General features: G+C 74.5%; 13 protein-coding genes. 8 read left to right on the top strand and 5 right to left on the bottom strand.

Translation table 11 applies throughout. The features are described 5' to 3' along the window. Positions 1 to 104 precede the first annotated feature (104 nt). Positions 105 to 1,037 carry a Ppx/GppA family phosphatase gene (locus Sco07f_RS08525; protein ID WP_007453310.1) on the bottom strand — a complete coding sequence of 311 codons (933 nt, stop codon included), beginning with the start codon at positions 1,035 to 1,037 and terminating at the stop codon, positions 105 to 107. 71 nt (positions 1,038 to 1,108) lie between these two features. Here Sco07f_RS08525 and Sco07f_RS08520 point away from each other — a divergent pair, with 71 nt between their 5' ends. Continuing rightward, entirely contained in the window at positions 1,109 to 1,921 is an 813-nt protein-coding gene (locus Sco07f_RS08520; protein WP_007453317.1) for a DUF3109 family protein, read from the top strand. Positions 1,922 to 1,941: 20 nt separating this feature from the next. Here Sco07f_RS08520 and Sco07f_RS08515 read toward each other — a convergent pair whose 3' ends face one another. Beyond that, positions 1,942 to 3,732 carry a BACON domain-containing protein gene (locus Sco07f_RS08515; protein ID WP_054100913.1) on the bottom strand — a complete coding sequence of 597 codons (1,791 nt, stop codon included), beginning with the start codon at positions 3,730 to 3,732 and terminating at the stop codon, positions 1,942 to 1,944. 300 nt (positions 3,733 to 4,032) lie between these two features. Between Sco07f_RS08515 and radA the strand changes: the two genes are divergently transcribed. Then, complete coding sequence (gene radA / locus Sco07f_RS08510) at positions 4,033 to 5,442, top strand: DNA repair protein RadA (RefSeq protein ID WP_054100914.1); 1,410 nt, start codon at positions 4,033 to 4,035, stop codon at positions 5,440 to 5,442. 81 nt (positions 5,443 to 5,523) lie between these two features. Then, entirely contained in the window at positions 5,524 to 6,648 is a 1,125-nt protein-coding gene (gene disA / locus Sco07f_RS08505) for a DNA integrity scanning diadenylate cyclase DisA (protein WP_007452217.1), read from the top strand. Positions 6,649 to 6,743: 95 nt separating this feature from the next. Here the strand turns inward: disA and Sco07f_RS40085 are convergent, their stop codons facing one another. Further along, positions 6,744 to 7,595, bottom strand: a complete 852-nt coding sequence (locus Sco07f_RS40085) for a hypothetical protein (RefSeq protein ID WP_167468052.1) — start codon at positions 7,593 to 7,595, stop codon at positions 6,744 to 6,746. Between the two features lie 174 nt (positions 7,596 to 7,769). On the opposite strand from Sco07f_RS40085, the gene Sco07f_RS08490 reads away from it, so the two are divergent. Further along, complete coding sequence (locus Sco07f_RS08490) at positions 7,770 to 8,423, top strand: phosphatase PAP2 family protein (RefSeq protein ID WP_174855321.1); 654 nt, start codon at positions 7,770 to 7,772, stop codon at positions 8,421 to 8,423. An 18-nt stretch (positions 8,424 to 8,441) separates the two neighbouring features. Here Sco07f_RS08490 and Sco07f_RS08485 read toward each other — a convergent pair whose 3' ends face one another. Next, positions 8,442 to 9,113, bottom strand: a complete 672-nt coding sequence (locus Sco07f_RS08485) for a response regulator transcription factor (protein WP_007442373.1) — start codon at positions 9,111 to 9,113, stop codon at positions 8,442 to 8,444. Then, the gene (locus Sco07f_RS08480; RefSeq protein ID WP_280524560.1) at positions 9,110 to 11,017 is read right to left on the bottom strand and encodes a sensor histidine kinase; all 1,908 of its coding nucleotides are present in this window, start codon (positions 11,015 to 11,017) and stop codon (positions 9,110 to 9,112) included. Before Sco07f_RS08480 ends, Sco07f_RS08485 begins: the two co-directional genes overlap by 4 nt. 119 nt (positions 11,018 to 11,136) lie before the next feature. On the opposite strand from Sco07f_RS08480, the gene Sco07f_RS08475 reads away from it, so the two are divergent. From Sco07f_RS08475 to cseB, 4 genes are all read left to right on the top strand, one after another. Further along, entirely contained in the window at positions 11,137 to 12,063 is a 927-nt protein-coding gene (locus tag Sco07f_RS08475; protein ID WP_108987398.1) for an HhH-GPD family protein, read from the top strand. Between the two features lie 282 nt (positions 12,064 to 12,345). Beyond that, positions 12,346 to 12,879 (top strand): SigE family RNA polymerase sigma factor, encoded by a 534-nt coding sequence (locus Sco07f_RS08470; RefSeq protein WP_007452279.1) that lies wholly within the window; start codon positions 12,346 to 12,348, stop codon positions 12,877 to 12,879. Then, positions 12,867 to 13,565: a hypothetical protein gene (locus tag Sco07f_RS08465; protein WP_203604382.1), complete on the top strand. Its 699-nt coding sequence runs from the start codon at positions 12,867 to 12,869 to the stop codon at positions 13,563 to 13,565. The genes Sco07f_RS08470 and Sco07f_RS08465 overlap by 13 nt, the downstream gene beginning before the upstream one ends. 127 nt (positions 13,566 to 13,692) lie before the next feature. Then, positions 13,693 to 14,397: a two-component system response regulator CseB gene (gene cseB, locus Sco07f_RS08460; RefSeq protein WP_007452276.1), complete on the top strand. Its 705-nt coding sequence runs from the start codon at positions 13,693 to 13,695 to the stop codon at positions 14,395 to 14,397. Positions 14,398 to 14,411: the final 14 nt, after the last annotated feature.

The raw sequence follows: 14,411 nt of genomic DNA, 5'->3' as shown, positions 1-14,411 counted from the left end.
GGGGGCGCGGGGTGCCTGATCGCCGTTGTGGTGAGTGCCATAGGACAAGTGCGGCTGTGTTGTGGTTGCTCGCGCCGTTCCCCGCGCCCCTTTCAGGGGCGCGTCTATCCCTGGCCCATGTGATCCAGGCGCCGCAGGATCACGCCCTCCCTCAGCGCCCACGGGCAGATGTCCAGGCTCTCCACGTGGAAGAGGTCCATCGCGGCCTCGGCCACCAGGGCGCCGGCCAGGAGCTGGTTCGCCCGGCCCTCGGAGACGCCGGGGAGTTCGGCGCGTTCGGCGCCGGTCATGGCGGCCAGGCGGGGCACCCAGGCCTCCAGGGAGGCGCGCTTCAGCTCGCGCTGGACGTAGAGGCCCTCGGCGGAACGGGCGGCGCCGGCGATCCGGGCCAGCTGCCGGAAGGTCTTCGACGTGGCGACCACGTGGTCGGGGGCGCCGAGGCGGCTGAACTCGCCGACCGTCCGGGCGATCTCCGTACGGACGTGGCGGCGCAGCGCCCTGACGTCGTCCGGGTGGGGCGGGTCGTCGGGCAGCCGGGCCGCGGTCAGCCGGCCCGCGCCGAGCGGCAGCGACACGGCGGCGTCCGGTTCCTCGTCGATGCCGTAGGCGATCTCCAGGGAGCCGCCGCCGATGTCGAGGACCAGCAGCCTGCCCGCGGACCAGCCGAACCAGCGGCGCGCGGCGAGGAAGGTGAGCCGGGCCTCCTCGGCGCCGGTGAGGACGGTCAGCTCGACGCCGGTGTCGTCCCGCACGCGTTCGAGGACGTCGTCGGCGTTGCTCGCCTCGCGCACGGCCGAGGTGGCGAACGGCAGCAGGTCCTCCACACCCTTGTCCTCGGCGGCCTGGAGCGCCTCCCTGACGACCGCGACCAGCCGGTCGACGCCGTCGGGGCCGATCGCCCCGTCCTCGTCGAGGAGCTGGGCGAGGCGCAGTTCCACCTTGTACGAGTGGGCGGGCAGCGGGCGGGCGCCGGGGTGCGCGTCCACCACCAGCAGATGCACCGTGTTCGAACCCACGTCGAGGACACCGAGTCTCATGTACGGAACGCTACTGCCGACGGCGCCCGCCGTGGTCCCGTCCTTCCGGTCCGGCGACTTACCCTGGAGCCGTGCCAAAGACGAAAAAGGCGAAGGACGAAAAGTCGGCCAAGAAGGACAAGAAGCACATCGCGGGCGACGAGAAGGGGCTCGACTTCGCGCGCGCGTGGGTGGAGTTCCCGGATCCGGCGGACGACGAGCAGGTCTTCCGCTGCGATCTGACATGGCTGACCTCCCGCTGGAACTGCATCTTCGGCAGCGGCTGCCAGGGCATCCAGGCGGGCCGCGCGGACGACGGGTGCTGCTCGCTGGGCGCGCACTTCTCCGACGAGGACGACGAGAAGCGGGTCGCCGGGCATGTGGCGAGGCTCACCCCGGACATCTGGCAGCACCACGCCGAGGGCACGCGGAACGGCTGGACCTCCGAGGACGACGAGGGCTCCCGGCAGACCCGGCCCTTCCAGGGCTCCTGCATCTTCCAGAACCGGCCGGGATTCTCCGGGGGTGCGGGCTGCTCGCTGCACATCCTGGCGCTGAAGGAGGGCCGGGAGCCGCTGGAGACCAAGCCGGACGTGTGCTGGCAGCTGCCGGTGCGGCGGACGTACGAGTGGATCGACCGGCCCGACGACACGCGCGTGCTCCAGGTGTCGATCGGTGAGTACGACCGACGGGGCTGGGGGCCCGGCGGGCACGACCTGCACTGGTGGTGCACCTCGGCGACCTCGGCGCACGGCGCGGGGGACCCGGTGTACGTGTCCTACCGGCCGGAGCTGATCGAGCTGATGGGCAAGGCGGGGTACGACCGGCTGGTCGAGCTGTGCGAGGAGCGGCTGGCCTCGCAGCTGCCGCTGCTGGCACCGCATCCGGCGGATCCGGCCCGCTGACACCCCCGGTCCGGGAGTCCCTACGGGGTGCCGGACGGGCTCGGGGCGCCGCTGTCGCCGTCGCCCGGCGGTGGTGAGGAGCCGTCCGGACCGCCGGTCGGGGACGGCTCGCCGGTCGTCGGGTCCGGGTCGGGCGAGGTCGGCGACGGGTCGTCGGTGGGCGTCGGGTCCGGGCCGGTCGGCGGCGGGGTGGACGGGTCCGGGTCCGGGCTCTGGCCCGGGTGGGACGGGGACGTGGTGTCGCCGGGCGTGCTGGGACGCGGGCCCGCCCGGGGCGGGGTGGGCGCGGGGCCGTAGCCCTCGATGGTCACGACGGCGCCCGCGGGCGAGACGGACACCCGCGCGCTCCAGTGGCCGGACGGCTCGCGCAGGTGGTCGACGTACACCCGGACCGTCACGGACTCGCCGGGGCGCAGGGTGCCCGAGGACTGGCTCAGGTAGAGCCAGGAGGCGCCGACGGACGCGGACCAGCGCACCGGGGCGTCGCCGTTCGCGGTCAGGGTGACCAGCGTGGTGTCGCCGTCGTGGCCGGCCGTCACCTTCAGGTGGCCGGTCCCCTTCTCGCCTGCGCCGGAGACGCCGACGACCTCCACGGAGACGTCGGCCCCGCCGTTCTTGCCGAAGCCGGTGCCCGGGGTGGTGCTCGCGTTGCCCGCGTTCTCGTAGCCGTAGCCGCCGCCCGCCGACTCGCCACTCAGACCGTCCGGGTCCTGTGCCTCGCTGGCGCTGGCCGAGCGGCCTTCCTCGCCCTCGACGACGGGGGTGCCCCGGTAGGCCGCCCACAGGGCGAGCACCGGGGCCGCCACGACGGTGGCGACGACGGTGGTGGTGACGGCACGCGCGCGCAGGCGGTCCCGCCGGGCGGCGCGGTCCTTGGGGTCCATCGGGAAGCCGCGCCGGTCGAAGCGGGGGGCGTTGCCCCGCGCGCGCGAAGCGTGGGCCGGGGCTCCGTGCAGGGCGGTGCGGGGCGCCTCCAGGACGGGCAGCTCGGCGGGGGTGACGCTGGTGCCGGGCCAGCGGCCGGGGATCGCGCGCTCGGCGGTACGGCGGCAGCGCGGGCAGTCGTCCACGTGCCGGACCAGCTCACGGCGCAGGGCGCTGCTGAGGACGTAGCGGTTGTCGCCGGTGAGGCGGGCGACGCCCGCGCAGGTGCCGGTCTCGACCACGGCGAGGGCGGCGCGGGTGCGCTCCACCTCGCAGGCGGCGGAGGCGAGCAGTTCGCGGGCGGCGGCCAGGTCCATGCCGAGGACGGCGGCCACCTCCTGCGGGGCGAGGTGGTGGCGCACGGCCAGTTCGAGGGCCTCGCGCTGCTCGGGGGTGGTGCCGGCGGCCTCGGGCCAGGCGAGGAGGGCGAGCTCGCTGCGGTGCCGCGCGTGGGCCTCGTCGTGGACGGGGGGCGCGGGGGCCGCGGGTGCCGTGGGGGCGGTGCCGGGCGCGGGGGCGGGGCGGCCCGCCGCGTGGCTGCTCGGACGTTTCTGCTTGGCCTCGGCCAGCTTGCGCAGACAGGCCCAGCGGGCCAGCGCGTACAGCCAGGCCCTGCGGTCGGCCGCGGCGGCGGGGCCGCGGTGGCCGCGGCGCTCGGCGAGCGCGAGGACGTCGCCCAGGGCGGCGGTCGCGGCGCCGTGGTCGCAGAGCACGGACAGGCAGTACGTGAACAGGCCGTCCAGATACGCGTCGTACGCGGCGTACCGCGCGGGCGGACGCTGCGCCGGCGGCTGGGCCGGCACCCTCGCCGCGGTGCGGTCACGCGCTTCCCGGTGCGCCCGGTGTGCGCCGGTCGTGCGGGTCGTGGTTTCCGGACTGCTCCTCATCACTCGGCGACCGTAGGGGGCTATGGGTGGCGCGAACTGGCGCGTTGGGCACTTTTAATCCGTACGGGTGAAACGATCCCTCATAAGGGGACAGGAAGCTGCGCTTCCGTGGCCGGGGCAGGGTCGCGGTCGTCCGTTCGTGGCCGTCGAGGGGCGTTCGTGCCCACCCGCGGGGGCGCCCACGGCGGACCGGGCGGGCCTGGCGGACCGGGCGGGCCGGGCAGGCCTGGCGGACCGGGCGGACCGGGCGGGAGGCGGACCGCGGGGTCCGCTGTCAGTGGCGGCGGTTACGGTTCGTGCATGGCTGCCCGTACGAAGTCCGCCAAGGAACGGCCGTCCTACCGCTGCACCGAGTGCGGCTGGCAGACGGCCAAGTGGCTCGGCCGCTGCCCCGAATGCCAGGCGTGGGGCACGGTCGAGGAGTACGGCGCGCCCGCCGTGCGCACAACCACGCCGGGGCGCGTGACCACGTCCGCGGTGCCGATCGGACAGGTCGACGGACGGCAGGCGACCGCCCGCTCCACCGGCGTGCCCGAGCTGGACCGGGTGCTCGGCGGGGGTCTGGTGCCCGGGGCCGTGGTGCTGGTCGCGGGTGAGCCGGGCGTCGGCAAGTCCACGCTGCTCCTCGACGTGGCGGCCAAGTCCGCGAGCGACGAGCACCGGACGCTCTACGTCACCGGTGAGGAGTCGGCGAGCCAGGTGCGGCTGCGGGCCGACCGGATCCACGCCATCGACGACCATCTGTACCTCGCCGCCGAGACCGACCTCGCCGCGGTGCTCGGGCACCTGGACGCCGTGAAGCCGTCGCTGCTGATCCTGGACTCCGTGCAGACGGTGGCCTCCCCCGAGATCGACGGTGCCCCGGGCGGCATGGCGCAGGTGCGGGAGGTCGCGGGCGCGCTGATCCGGGCCTCCAAGGAGCGCGGCATGTCCACGCTCCTCGTGGGCCACGTCACCAAGGACGGGGCCATCGCCGGGCCCCGGCTGCTCGAGCACCTGGTGGACGTCGTGCTGCACTTCGAGGGCGACCGGCACGCGCGGCTGCGGCTGGTGCGGGGCGTCAAGAACCGGTACGGGACGACGGACGAGGTCGGCTGCTTCGAGCTGCACGACGAGGGGATCACCGGGCTCGCCGACCCCAGCGGGCTGTTCCTCACCCGGCGGGCCGAGCCGGTGCCCGGCACCTGTCTGACCGTCACCCTGGAGGGGCGCCGGCCGCTGGTCGCCGAGGTGCAGGCGCTGACCGTCGACTCGCAGATCCCCTCCCCCAGGCGCACGACCTCCGGACTCGAGACCTCGCGGGTGTCGATGATGCTGGCCGTCCTCGAGCAGCGCGGCCGCATCAGCGCCCTGGGCAAGAGGGACATCTACAGTGCGACGGTCGGCGGCGTGAAGCTCTCCGAGCCGGCCGCCGACCTCGCCGTCGCGCTGGCGCTGGCGAGTGCGGCCAGTGACACCCCGCTGCCCAAGAACCTCGTCGCGATCGGCGAGGTCGGCCTCGCCGGAGAGGTGAGACGGGTCACGGGGGTGCAGCGCAGGCTCTCCGAGGCGCACCGGCTGGGCTTCACGCACGCCCTGGTGCCGGCCGATCCGGGCAGGGTCCCTGACGGCATGAAGGTCCTGGAAGTCGCGGACATGGGAGACGCCCTGCGGGTGCTTCCGCGCTCGCGTCGCCGAGAGGCCCCACGGGACGAGGGGGACCGCCGGTAGACTTTGCCCTGGTCTCGCCCGTCCGTACGACCGAATGTGCGACACGGGAGTGCCAGAAGAACCTGCGACCGGAGGAGTGCAGTGGCAGCCAACGACCGGGCAGCAGCTCCCGGAAAGTCCGGTGGGAGTGCCGGTGCCGATGGCCTGATGCGCGCCTCACTGAGCGCCGTGGCGCCCGGCACGTCCCTGCGCGACGGCCTGGAGCGGGTCCTGCGCGGGAACACCGGCGGTCTGATCGTGCTGGGTTCCGACAAGACCGTCGAGCAGATGTGCACGGGCGGATTCGTGCTGGACGTCGAGTTCACCGCGACCCGGCTGCGCGAGCTGTGCAAGCTGGACGGCGGCATCGTGCTGTCCTCGGACCTGTCGAAGATCCTGCGGGCGGGGGTGCAGCTCCTCCCGGACCCGACCATCCCCACGGAGGAGACCGGCACCCGGCACCGCACGGCGGACCGGGTCAGCAAGCAGGTCGGGTTCCCCGTCGTGTCGGTCTCGCAGTCCATGCGGCTGATCGCGCTGTACGTGGACGGGCAGCGTCGGGTCCTCGAGGACTCCGCCGCCATCCTGTCCCGGGCCAACCAGGCCCTGGCCACCCTGGAGCGGTACAAGCTGCGGCTCGACGAGGTCGCGGGCACGCTCTCGGCGCTGGAGATCGAGGACCTGGTGACGGTCCGGGACGTCTCGGCGGTCTCGCAGCGCCTGGAGATGGTCCGCACGATCGCCACCGAGATCGCCGAGTACGTGGTGGAGCTGGGGACGGACGGACGGCTCCTTGCCCTGCAGCTGGACGAGCTGATCGCTGGTGTGGAGCCCGAGCGCGAGCTGGTCGTGCGGGACTACGTGCCCGAGCCGACCGCGAAGCGGTCCCGTACGGTCGCGGAGGCGCTCGTCGAGCTGGACAAGCTCAGCCACGCCGAGCTGCTGGAACTGCCCATGGTGGCCCGGGCATTGGGTTACACCGGCTCGCCCGAGACGCTGGACTCGGCGGTGTCGCCGCGCGGTTTCCGGCTGCTGGCCAAGGTGCCGCGGCTGCCCGGCGCGATCATCGACCGGCTGGTGGAGCACTTCGGCGGTCTCCAGAAGCTGCTCGCCGCCAGCGTCGACGACCTCCAGACGGTGGACGGCGTCGGCGAGGCGCGGGCACGCAGCGTGCGCGAGGGGCTGTCGCGGCTGGCGGAGTCGTCGATCCTCGAGCGTTACGTCTGAGCCCGAGCGTTACGTCTGAGCCCGAGCGTTACGTCTGAGCCCGAGCGTTACGTCTGAGCCCGAGCGTTACGTCTGAGCCCCCGGGGCGCGTACGGTCAGTCGCTCTTGAGCACGAACGACGTCCGTACCTTCTCGAAGCCGGGCGCCTTGGCCTCCACCAGGTAGGTGCCCGCCTTGGCGGAACCCGCCGGAGGCGTCCCGCACTCGGGGGCGCTCGGCTTGCGGTCCCACTTCACGGTGTAGGCGATGCCGCTGCCCGCGGCCACCCGATACCGCAGGCTGCCCTTGCCCTCGACGCAGTCGTCGGAGGACCAGTACGCGTCGTCCGCGCCGGCCGGGGTGATGGTGAACACCGCGTGCTCCGGGCCGAGATCGACCTTGCAGTCGCTGCCCGAGGTGTTCCGCGCGGTCAGTTCGAAGGCCGGGGTCTGTCCCGGCGCGTAGTTGTTGCGGACGCTGCGCAGGCTCAACTTCACCGCTCCCGGCGTGCAGTTGGGCAGTCCCGACCCGGCCGGCAGCGCGTCGCCCGCGCCGACGCCCGTCGCGGCACCGCCCGCGGATCCCCCGCCGGCCCCGCCGCCCGATCCGTCGCCGGACTCTCCGCCGCCGGACCCGGATCCGGCGTCCGATCCGTCGCCGCCGCCGGAGGCCGATCCCGAACCCGAGCCGGAGCCCGAGCCGTTGGAGTCCCCGCCCCCCGACTCGTCGCGTCCACCCGGGGCCTGGCTGATCGCCGGGCCGGAGCCCGAGGGCCCCGGGGTGATGGACGGCGCCGGGTTCTTGCCGTCGGCCCCGTCCTTGGCGCCCTTGCCGCCGTCCCCGCCGCCGGCGACCACGATCCAGGTGATCAGTAGCGCCAACAGGGCGAGAAGAGACAGCAGTACGGCCCTCCGTCGCCAGTAGATGGTGGAGGGAAGCGGCCCGACCGGATTGCGCAGAGATCCCACGGCGCAAACTGTACGAGAGATCGGCGCGTTCCCTTGTCCCACCCGCCGTTGAGACCCGCAACTTTTACGGATCATCATCCCGGAGACCTGCCTCCACCCCTGTCGATCGACAGGAGACCCACGTGTCGATCGCAGGGTGTGACCGTATCGGGCACCCGCCTACCGTCCGTGAGCATGACCTTCTCAGACGACGAGTTGTACCGCGACATCACCGATTTCGCCCGGGACACCCCTGGGTGGGTGCGGGGGACGATGGAGTTGTGGACGGAGGCGGGGCTCCTGGTCTTCGGCGCGCTCTTCGTCCTGGTGTGGTGGCGCGCGCGACGCGGTGACAGCCGGGCGTTCGCCATCGCGGTCCTTGCACCTCTGGCCACGGCTTTGGCCTATGTGTGCAGTGAGCTGCTCAAGTCCGGTTTCACGGAGGAACGTCCGTGCCGGGCGGTCTCCGGGGCGGCGGCGTCCCTGGTGGAGTGCCCGGCGACCGGCGACTGGTCCTTCCCCAGCAATCACGCGACGATCGCGGGAGCTTCGGCCGTCGCCCTGCTGCTGGTCCGGCGTGCGCTCGTCCTGCTGACGGCGCCGCTCGCCCTGCTGATGGCCTTCTCCCGGGTGTTCGTCGGCGTCCACTACCCGCACGACGTCGCCGCCGGTCTGCTGCTGGGCGCCGTCGTCGCCGTGGTGGCCGTGCGGCTGGGCACGGGCGCGGTGACGCGGCTGGCCGGGACGATGCGGGGATCCGACGCGGCCGTGGCACGGTGGCTGACCGGGCCGGGTCCGGCCGCCGTCGCGCCGGCGGCCCGCTTCGCCCCCTCGCACCGGCGGCGTTGACCTGCCGGTGGTCCTCGCTCAGACCTCCGTCTCGACCAGGCCCGCCTCGTACGCGACGATCGCCGCCTGGACCCGGTTGCGCACCTCCAGCCGGTCCAGGACCGCGCTCACGTACGCCTTCACGGTGCCCTCGACCAGGTGCAGCCGGGCGGCGATCTCCGGGTTGGACAGGCCCGCCCCCACCAGGCCGAGGACCTCGCGTTCCCGGGGGCTCAGCCGTCCCGCGCGCAGGCGGGCACGCTCCTCGCGGGCGAGGCGGCCGCCGCCGGCGCTCCTGCCGAGGTCCTCGACGACGTAGCGGGCGACCTTCGGCGAGAGGAAGGCGGCGCCCTCCGCGACGGCCCGTACCCCGGCCATGAGTTCGTAGGGGTCGCCGGACTTGAGCAGGAAGCCCGTGGCACCGGCGGACAGGGCGCGGTTGACGTAGGCCTGTTCGGAGAAGGTGGTGAGCATGGCGACCGCGGTGCCGGGGGCGGACCGCAGGATCTCGGCCGCGGCCGCGATGCCGTCCAGGCGGGGCATGCGGATGTCCAGCAGGGCCACGTCCGGGCGGTGCGCGAGGGCCAGTTCGACCGCCTCGCGGCCGTCGCCCGCCTCGGCGACGACCTCGCTCTCGTCTCCGCTCGCCAGGATGGCGCGCACCCCGGCCCGCACCATCGCCTCGTCGTCGGCCAGCAGTACCCGGATCACCGTGCGGTCTCCTCGTCGTTGTCGGGTCGTCCCGCGCCGGGCACGACGTCCTTGGCGACCAGGTTCCCCCGTGCGTCGAAGCAGAGGCGGAAGTGGTCGACGGAGACGAGGAGTTCGCCGCCGGCGCGGTAGTAGCGGCAGTCGGCGCCCTCCGGCGGCGCCGGAGCACGGTCGCTCGGCGGGTCGTGGGCCTCCCGGTCCGGCAGGACGGCGGCGACCTCGGCGTACGGCGTGCCCGGGCGCAGTTTCGCGTACGCGCTCGGGGGGAGCACCGAGCGCGTCTCGGTGTAGGCGTACCAGGCGAACGCGACGCCGACCAGGACCAGTCCCGCACCGGCCGCGGCGCCCAGACCGAGGACGACCCGGCGGCGGGCGCGGGCCAACGGGGCGGCGGGCGCGAACGGGGCGGCGGGAGCGGACGGAGGGGAGGGAGGGGACGGAGGGGACGGATGACTCGGGGCAGCGGCAGCGGCAGCGGCCGGGGCAGCGGGGGCCCCGTCGGGGACGGACCCGGGGTCCGGCCGCCCGGCCGGGACATGTGCCCGGACGCGGAAGCCCGCTCCGTGCGGGCCCGCCCGGAAGTCGCCGCCGACCGAGGCCACGGCGGCGCGCAGCCCCAGCAGGCCCGTGCCGCCGCCCGTCGAACGGGAACCGGTCCCGGTCGGACGGTCGTTGGTGACGGTGACCGTCGTGCCGGACGGCTGCCCGGCGACCTCCACGACGACGGGGGCGCCCGGCGCGTGCCGGGCCGCGTTGGTCAGCGCCTCGCGCACGATCCGGTGCAGCAGCCGCTCGGTGAGGGAGCCGGGTTCCGGAACCCGGGGTGCGGGGTGCGAGGTCTCCCACCGCACGGGGAGCCCCGACTCGGCGGCGCGGGCGACGAGTTCCTCGACGCTCTCGCCCGGCGGGGCGAGCGGGACGGGTTCGTCGTCCTCGCGCAGGACACCGATGATGCGGTGCAGGTGGTCGGTGGCGTCGGCGGCCGCGGCCCGCAGGTCCGCCGCGGCGGCCCGGTGCTCGGCGGCGAGGCCGGGGGCGACCTGGAGGGCACCCGCGCGCAGGGCGAGCAGGCTCAGCTCGTGGCCCAGGCAGTCGTGCATGTCCTGGGCGATGCGGGACCGTTCGCGCAGCGTGGCCCGTTCCTCGGCGTGCCGTTGCCGCTCCTCCAGCCGGGCCGCCCTGAGCCAGCCGGCCTCGGCCAGCGCCCGGCTCTGCCGCCAGTAGCGTCCGGCCAGCCAGGGGAAGACGCTGCCGAACAGCAGGGTGCCTGTCAGGACGAAGGCCTCGGGCGCCGGGTCGGCACCGGCCAGGGCGATGCGCACGGCGCCCGCGGCACCGACGCCCAGGAACCCGGCGACCGCCGGGTGCGGTCGCGGCGCGCGCAGGCCGAGCAGCAGGGCGAGGACGCCGAGGGCGGGGCCGTAGGAGACGCTGAACAGGGCGGGCGCGGTGGCCAGCCCCAGCGCGGCGGCCAGGACGTACGCGGCGAGCGGCTGCCGCCGGGAGGTGGCGACGGCGGCGGCGAGCACCGCCAGCCCGGCCAGCTGCTGCCACGGAGCACGCGGTTCGTTCATGCCGAGCCGGTCCGCGGCGAGCGCGGGCAGCGCGAGCGCGCCCCAGAACAGGACCCCTTTCCCCACCCGCGCGCCGATCCGGCCCGGGGACGCACCCCCACGGGGGCCGGCCTCCCCGCCGGGCGGAGCGCATCCGTCCGGCGCCACCGCGGCATCCGGAGAGGTGGCCGCGCGGGGCGCCGCGTCCCGGTCGGCGGGCACGGTCCGGGCGGGCACAGTCCCGGCGGGCACGGTCCGGGCTGCCCGGGGCCTGCGGCCGTCGAGCGCGTTCGCAGCGGGAGCGGGGGCGGAGTCGGAGTCGGGGTCGTCGGTCGGCCGGGCAGGGCGCATGGCCTCGACGCTACAAGCGGAAGCGCCCCGCGCGCCCCTGCCGATCGTCAGGTGCCCCGCCCGCCACCGGGTGGCGGTGTTCCCGTGCGGAGGCCCTCCCGTGGCAGGATCGGAGGGTCATGACTGCGCCCACGAAGCCCTCGCCAGGCGGACCCTCCGACCCCGCCCCGTCCGGCGTGCCGCTGCACGCCCCCGTCATCGACTGGTTCGACGATCACGCCCGCGATCTGCCGTGGCGGCGCCCGGAGGCCGGCGCCTGGGGCGTGATGGTCAGCGAGTTCATGCTCCAGCAGACCCCGGTCAGCCGCGTCCAGCCCGTGTACGAGCAGTGGCTGGCCCGCTGGCCGCGCCCCGCCGACCTCGCCGCCGAGGCACCCGGTGAGGCCGTGCGGGCCTGGGGCCGGCTCGGCTACCCGCGCCGTGCCCTGCGCCTGCACGGCGCCGCCGTGGCCATGACGGAACGGCACGGCGGCGACGTGCCCGCCGACCACGCCCAGCTCCTCGCGCTGCCCGGCATCGGCGAGTACACGGCCGCCGCGGTCGCCTCCTTCGCCTACGGCCAGCGGCACGCCGTACTGGACACCAACGTCCGCCGGGTCTTCGCCCGCGCGGTCACCGGCGTGCAGTACCCGCCGAACGCCACCACCGCCGCCGAGCGGAAGCTGGCGAGGGCGCTGCTGCCCGACGAGGAGGCGAGCGCCGCCCGCTGGGCCGCCGCCTCGATGGAGCTGGGTGCCCTGGTCTGCACGGCGAAGAACGAGTCGTGCCACCGCTGCCCGATCGCGGCCCGGTGCGCCTGGCGGCTGGCCGGCAAGCCCGCGCACGACGGCCCGCCGCGGCGCGGCCAGACGTACGCGGGCACCGACCGGCAGGTGCGCGGGCGGCTGCTCGCGGTGCTCCGCGAGGCGACCGGACCGGTGCCGCAGGCGGCCCTGGACCAGGTGTGGCAGGAGCCGGTCCAGCGGGCCCGCGCCCTGGACGGCCTCGTGGCCGACGGCCTGGTGGAGCCGCTGGCGGACGGGCTGTACCGGCTGCCGCTGAGCTGACGCGCCGTCGGCACGGAGACTTCGGGTGTCTCTGTGACAGCCGCACCGCCGGGCAAATCGCCCGATGTCGCCATCAAGTGGGCCATCGATTTACCCGGTTCCTACTTCCGTTACACAACCGACGGACAGCCGAGGGTTCGCCGCAGGCTGCATCGCACAGCGCCGTGACAACGCTTCCCTACCTTCGTTTGCGTGCCCAGAGGGCACGGCACGACTACGGACCACAGTCAGTGGGCCGGCGGATGACCACCGTCGGCAAACGGGGATCGGAAGGCGGTTGACATGGGCGAGGTGCTCGAGTTCGAGGAGTACGTCCGCACCCGGCAGGACGCGCTGCTGCGCAGCGCCCGGCGCCTGGTCCCCGACCCCGTCGACGCCCAGGACCTCCTCCAGACCGCACTGGCGCGGACGTACGGGCGCTGGGAGACCATCGAGGACAAGCGGCTCGCGGACGCCTACCTGCGCCGGGTCATGATCAACACGCGGACCGAGTGGTGGCGGGCGCGGAAGCTGGAGGAGGTGCCGACCGAGCAGCTCCCCGAGTCCCCCATGGACGACGCCACCGAGCAGCACGCGGACCGCGCCCTGCTCATGGACGTCCTGAAGGTGCTCGCCCCGAAGCAGCGCAGCGTCGTGGTGCTGCGACACTGGGAGCAGATGTCCACGGAGGAGACCGCCGCCGCCCTCGGCATGTCGGCGGGAACGGTCAAGAGCACGCTGCACCGCGCGCTCGCCCGGCTCCGCGAGGAGCTGGTCGCCCGCGACCTGGACGCACGGGCGATGGAGCGTGAGGAGCGGGAGCGTTGCGCGGCCTGACCGACGGTCGGAAGTCCGGGGGGACCCGGATCACGTCCGGGGAACCCCGGAGAACCACGCAGGCGGCGAGTGCGGCGGTGGCCGTGTTCGTCGCCCTCGGCGTTTCCCTGTCCGGCTGCGGGACCGGCGGCACCGGCGCCCGGGACGAGGGCCCGGCCCACGCGGACACGGTGGGGGGCGCCGCCTCCCCGTCCCCCGAGCCGGCGGCGAAGGCGTCCCCTTCGAAGGTCCCCGACCGCGTGGACCCGGTGCGGCTCGTCAAGGCCGATCCCAAGGTCTCCGCGGAGGTCAAGCGCGAGCTGAAGCCGTGCGTCGCCGACGAGTACCCCGTCGACGTGTCCTACGGCAGGCTGACCGGCGGCTCGGTGGACGACGTCGTGGTCAATGTGCTGACCTGCGGTGACACGGTGGGGGTGGGCAGCTACGTGTACCGCGAGGAGGACGGCGGATACCAGAATGTGTTCAAGGCCGAGGCGCCGCCGGTCTACGCGGAGATCGACCGCGGCGACCTGGTGGTGACCAAGCAGGTGTACGACAAGGAGGACCCGGTGTCGAGTCCGTCCAGCGACAACGTGATCACGTACCGCTGGGCGTCGGGCCGGTTCACCGAGGAGTACCGCACCCACAACGACTACAGCAAGGCCGCGGGGAGCGCGCCCACCCCGGCCCCCGAGCCGGACGGCTGACCCGCCCGTCCCGCCGGCCGGCGTGAACCGATCGGCCCGCTCGCACCGATGACCGGGTGGAGGCGGTGCGCGGCCGGTCCGGCACCCCGTTCGACCCGACCACACCATGAGGACTGAGAGCACCGGGATGGCAGACCAGACCCACGTCCTGTTCGTCGAGGACGACGACGTCATCCGCGAGGCCACCCAGCTCGCCCTGGAGCGGGACGGTTTCGCGGTCACCGCGATGCCCGACGGGCTCTCCGGCCTGGAGTCCTTCCGGGCCGACCGGCCCGACATCGCCCTCCTCGACGTCATGCTCCCGGGCCTCGACGGCGTCAGCCTGTGCCGCCGTATCCGGGACGAGTCCACAGTGCCGGTGATCATGCTGTCGGCGCGGGCGGACTCCATCGACGTCGTGCTCGGCCTGGAGGCCGGCGCCGACGACTACGTGACCAAGCCGTTCGACGGGGCCGTGCTGGTCGCCCGGATCCGGGCGGTGCTGCGCCGCTTCGGCCACGCCGGGGGCGGCGGACGGGCGGAGGCGGGCGGCGCCGCGGAGACGGGGGGCGTGCTCAGCTTCGGCGACCTAGAGGTGGACACCGACGGCATGGAGGTGCGCCGGGCGGGGCGGCCGGTGGGGCTCACCCCGACCGAGATGCGGCTGCTGCTGGAGTTCTCCTCCGCGCCGGGCACCGTGCTCTCGCGCGACAAGCTGCTGGAACGCGTGTGGGACTACGGCTGGGGCGGGGACACCCGGGTCGTCGACGTGCATGTGCAGCGGCTGCGCACCAAGATCGGCCAGGACCGGATCGAGACGGTCCGCGGCTTCGGCTACAAGTTGAAGGCCTGAGCGGGGATACAGGG

Origin of the sequence: Streptomyces coelicoflavus (assembly GCF_003112555.1) — a bacterium.
Classification (GTDB): domain Bacteria; phylum Actinomycetota; class Actinomycetes; order Streptomycetales; family Streptomycetaceae; genus Streptomyces; species Streptomyces coelicoflavus.
Note: the sequence above shows the minus strand (reverse complement) of the source record. Positions and strands in the feature narration are given on the sequence as shown.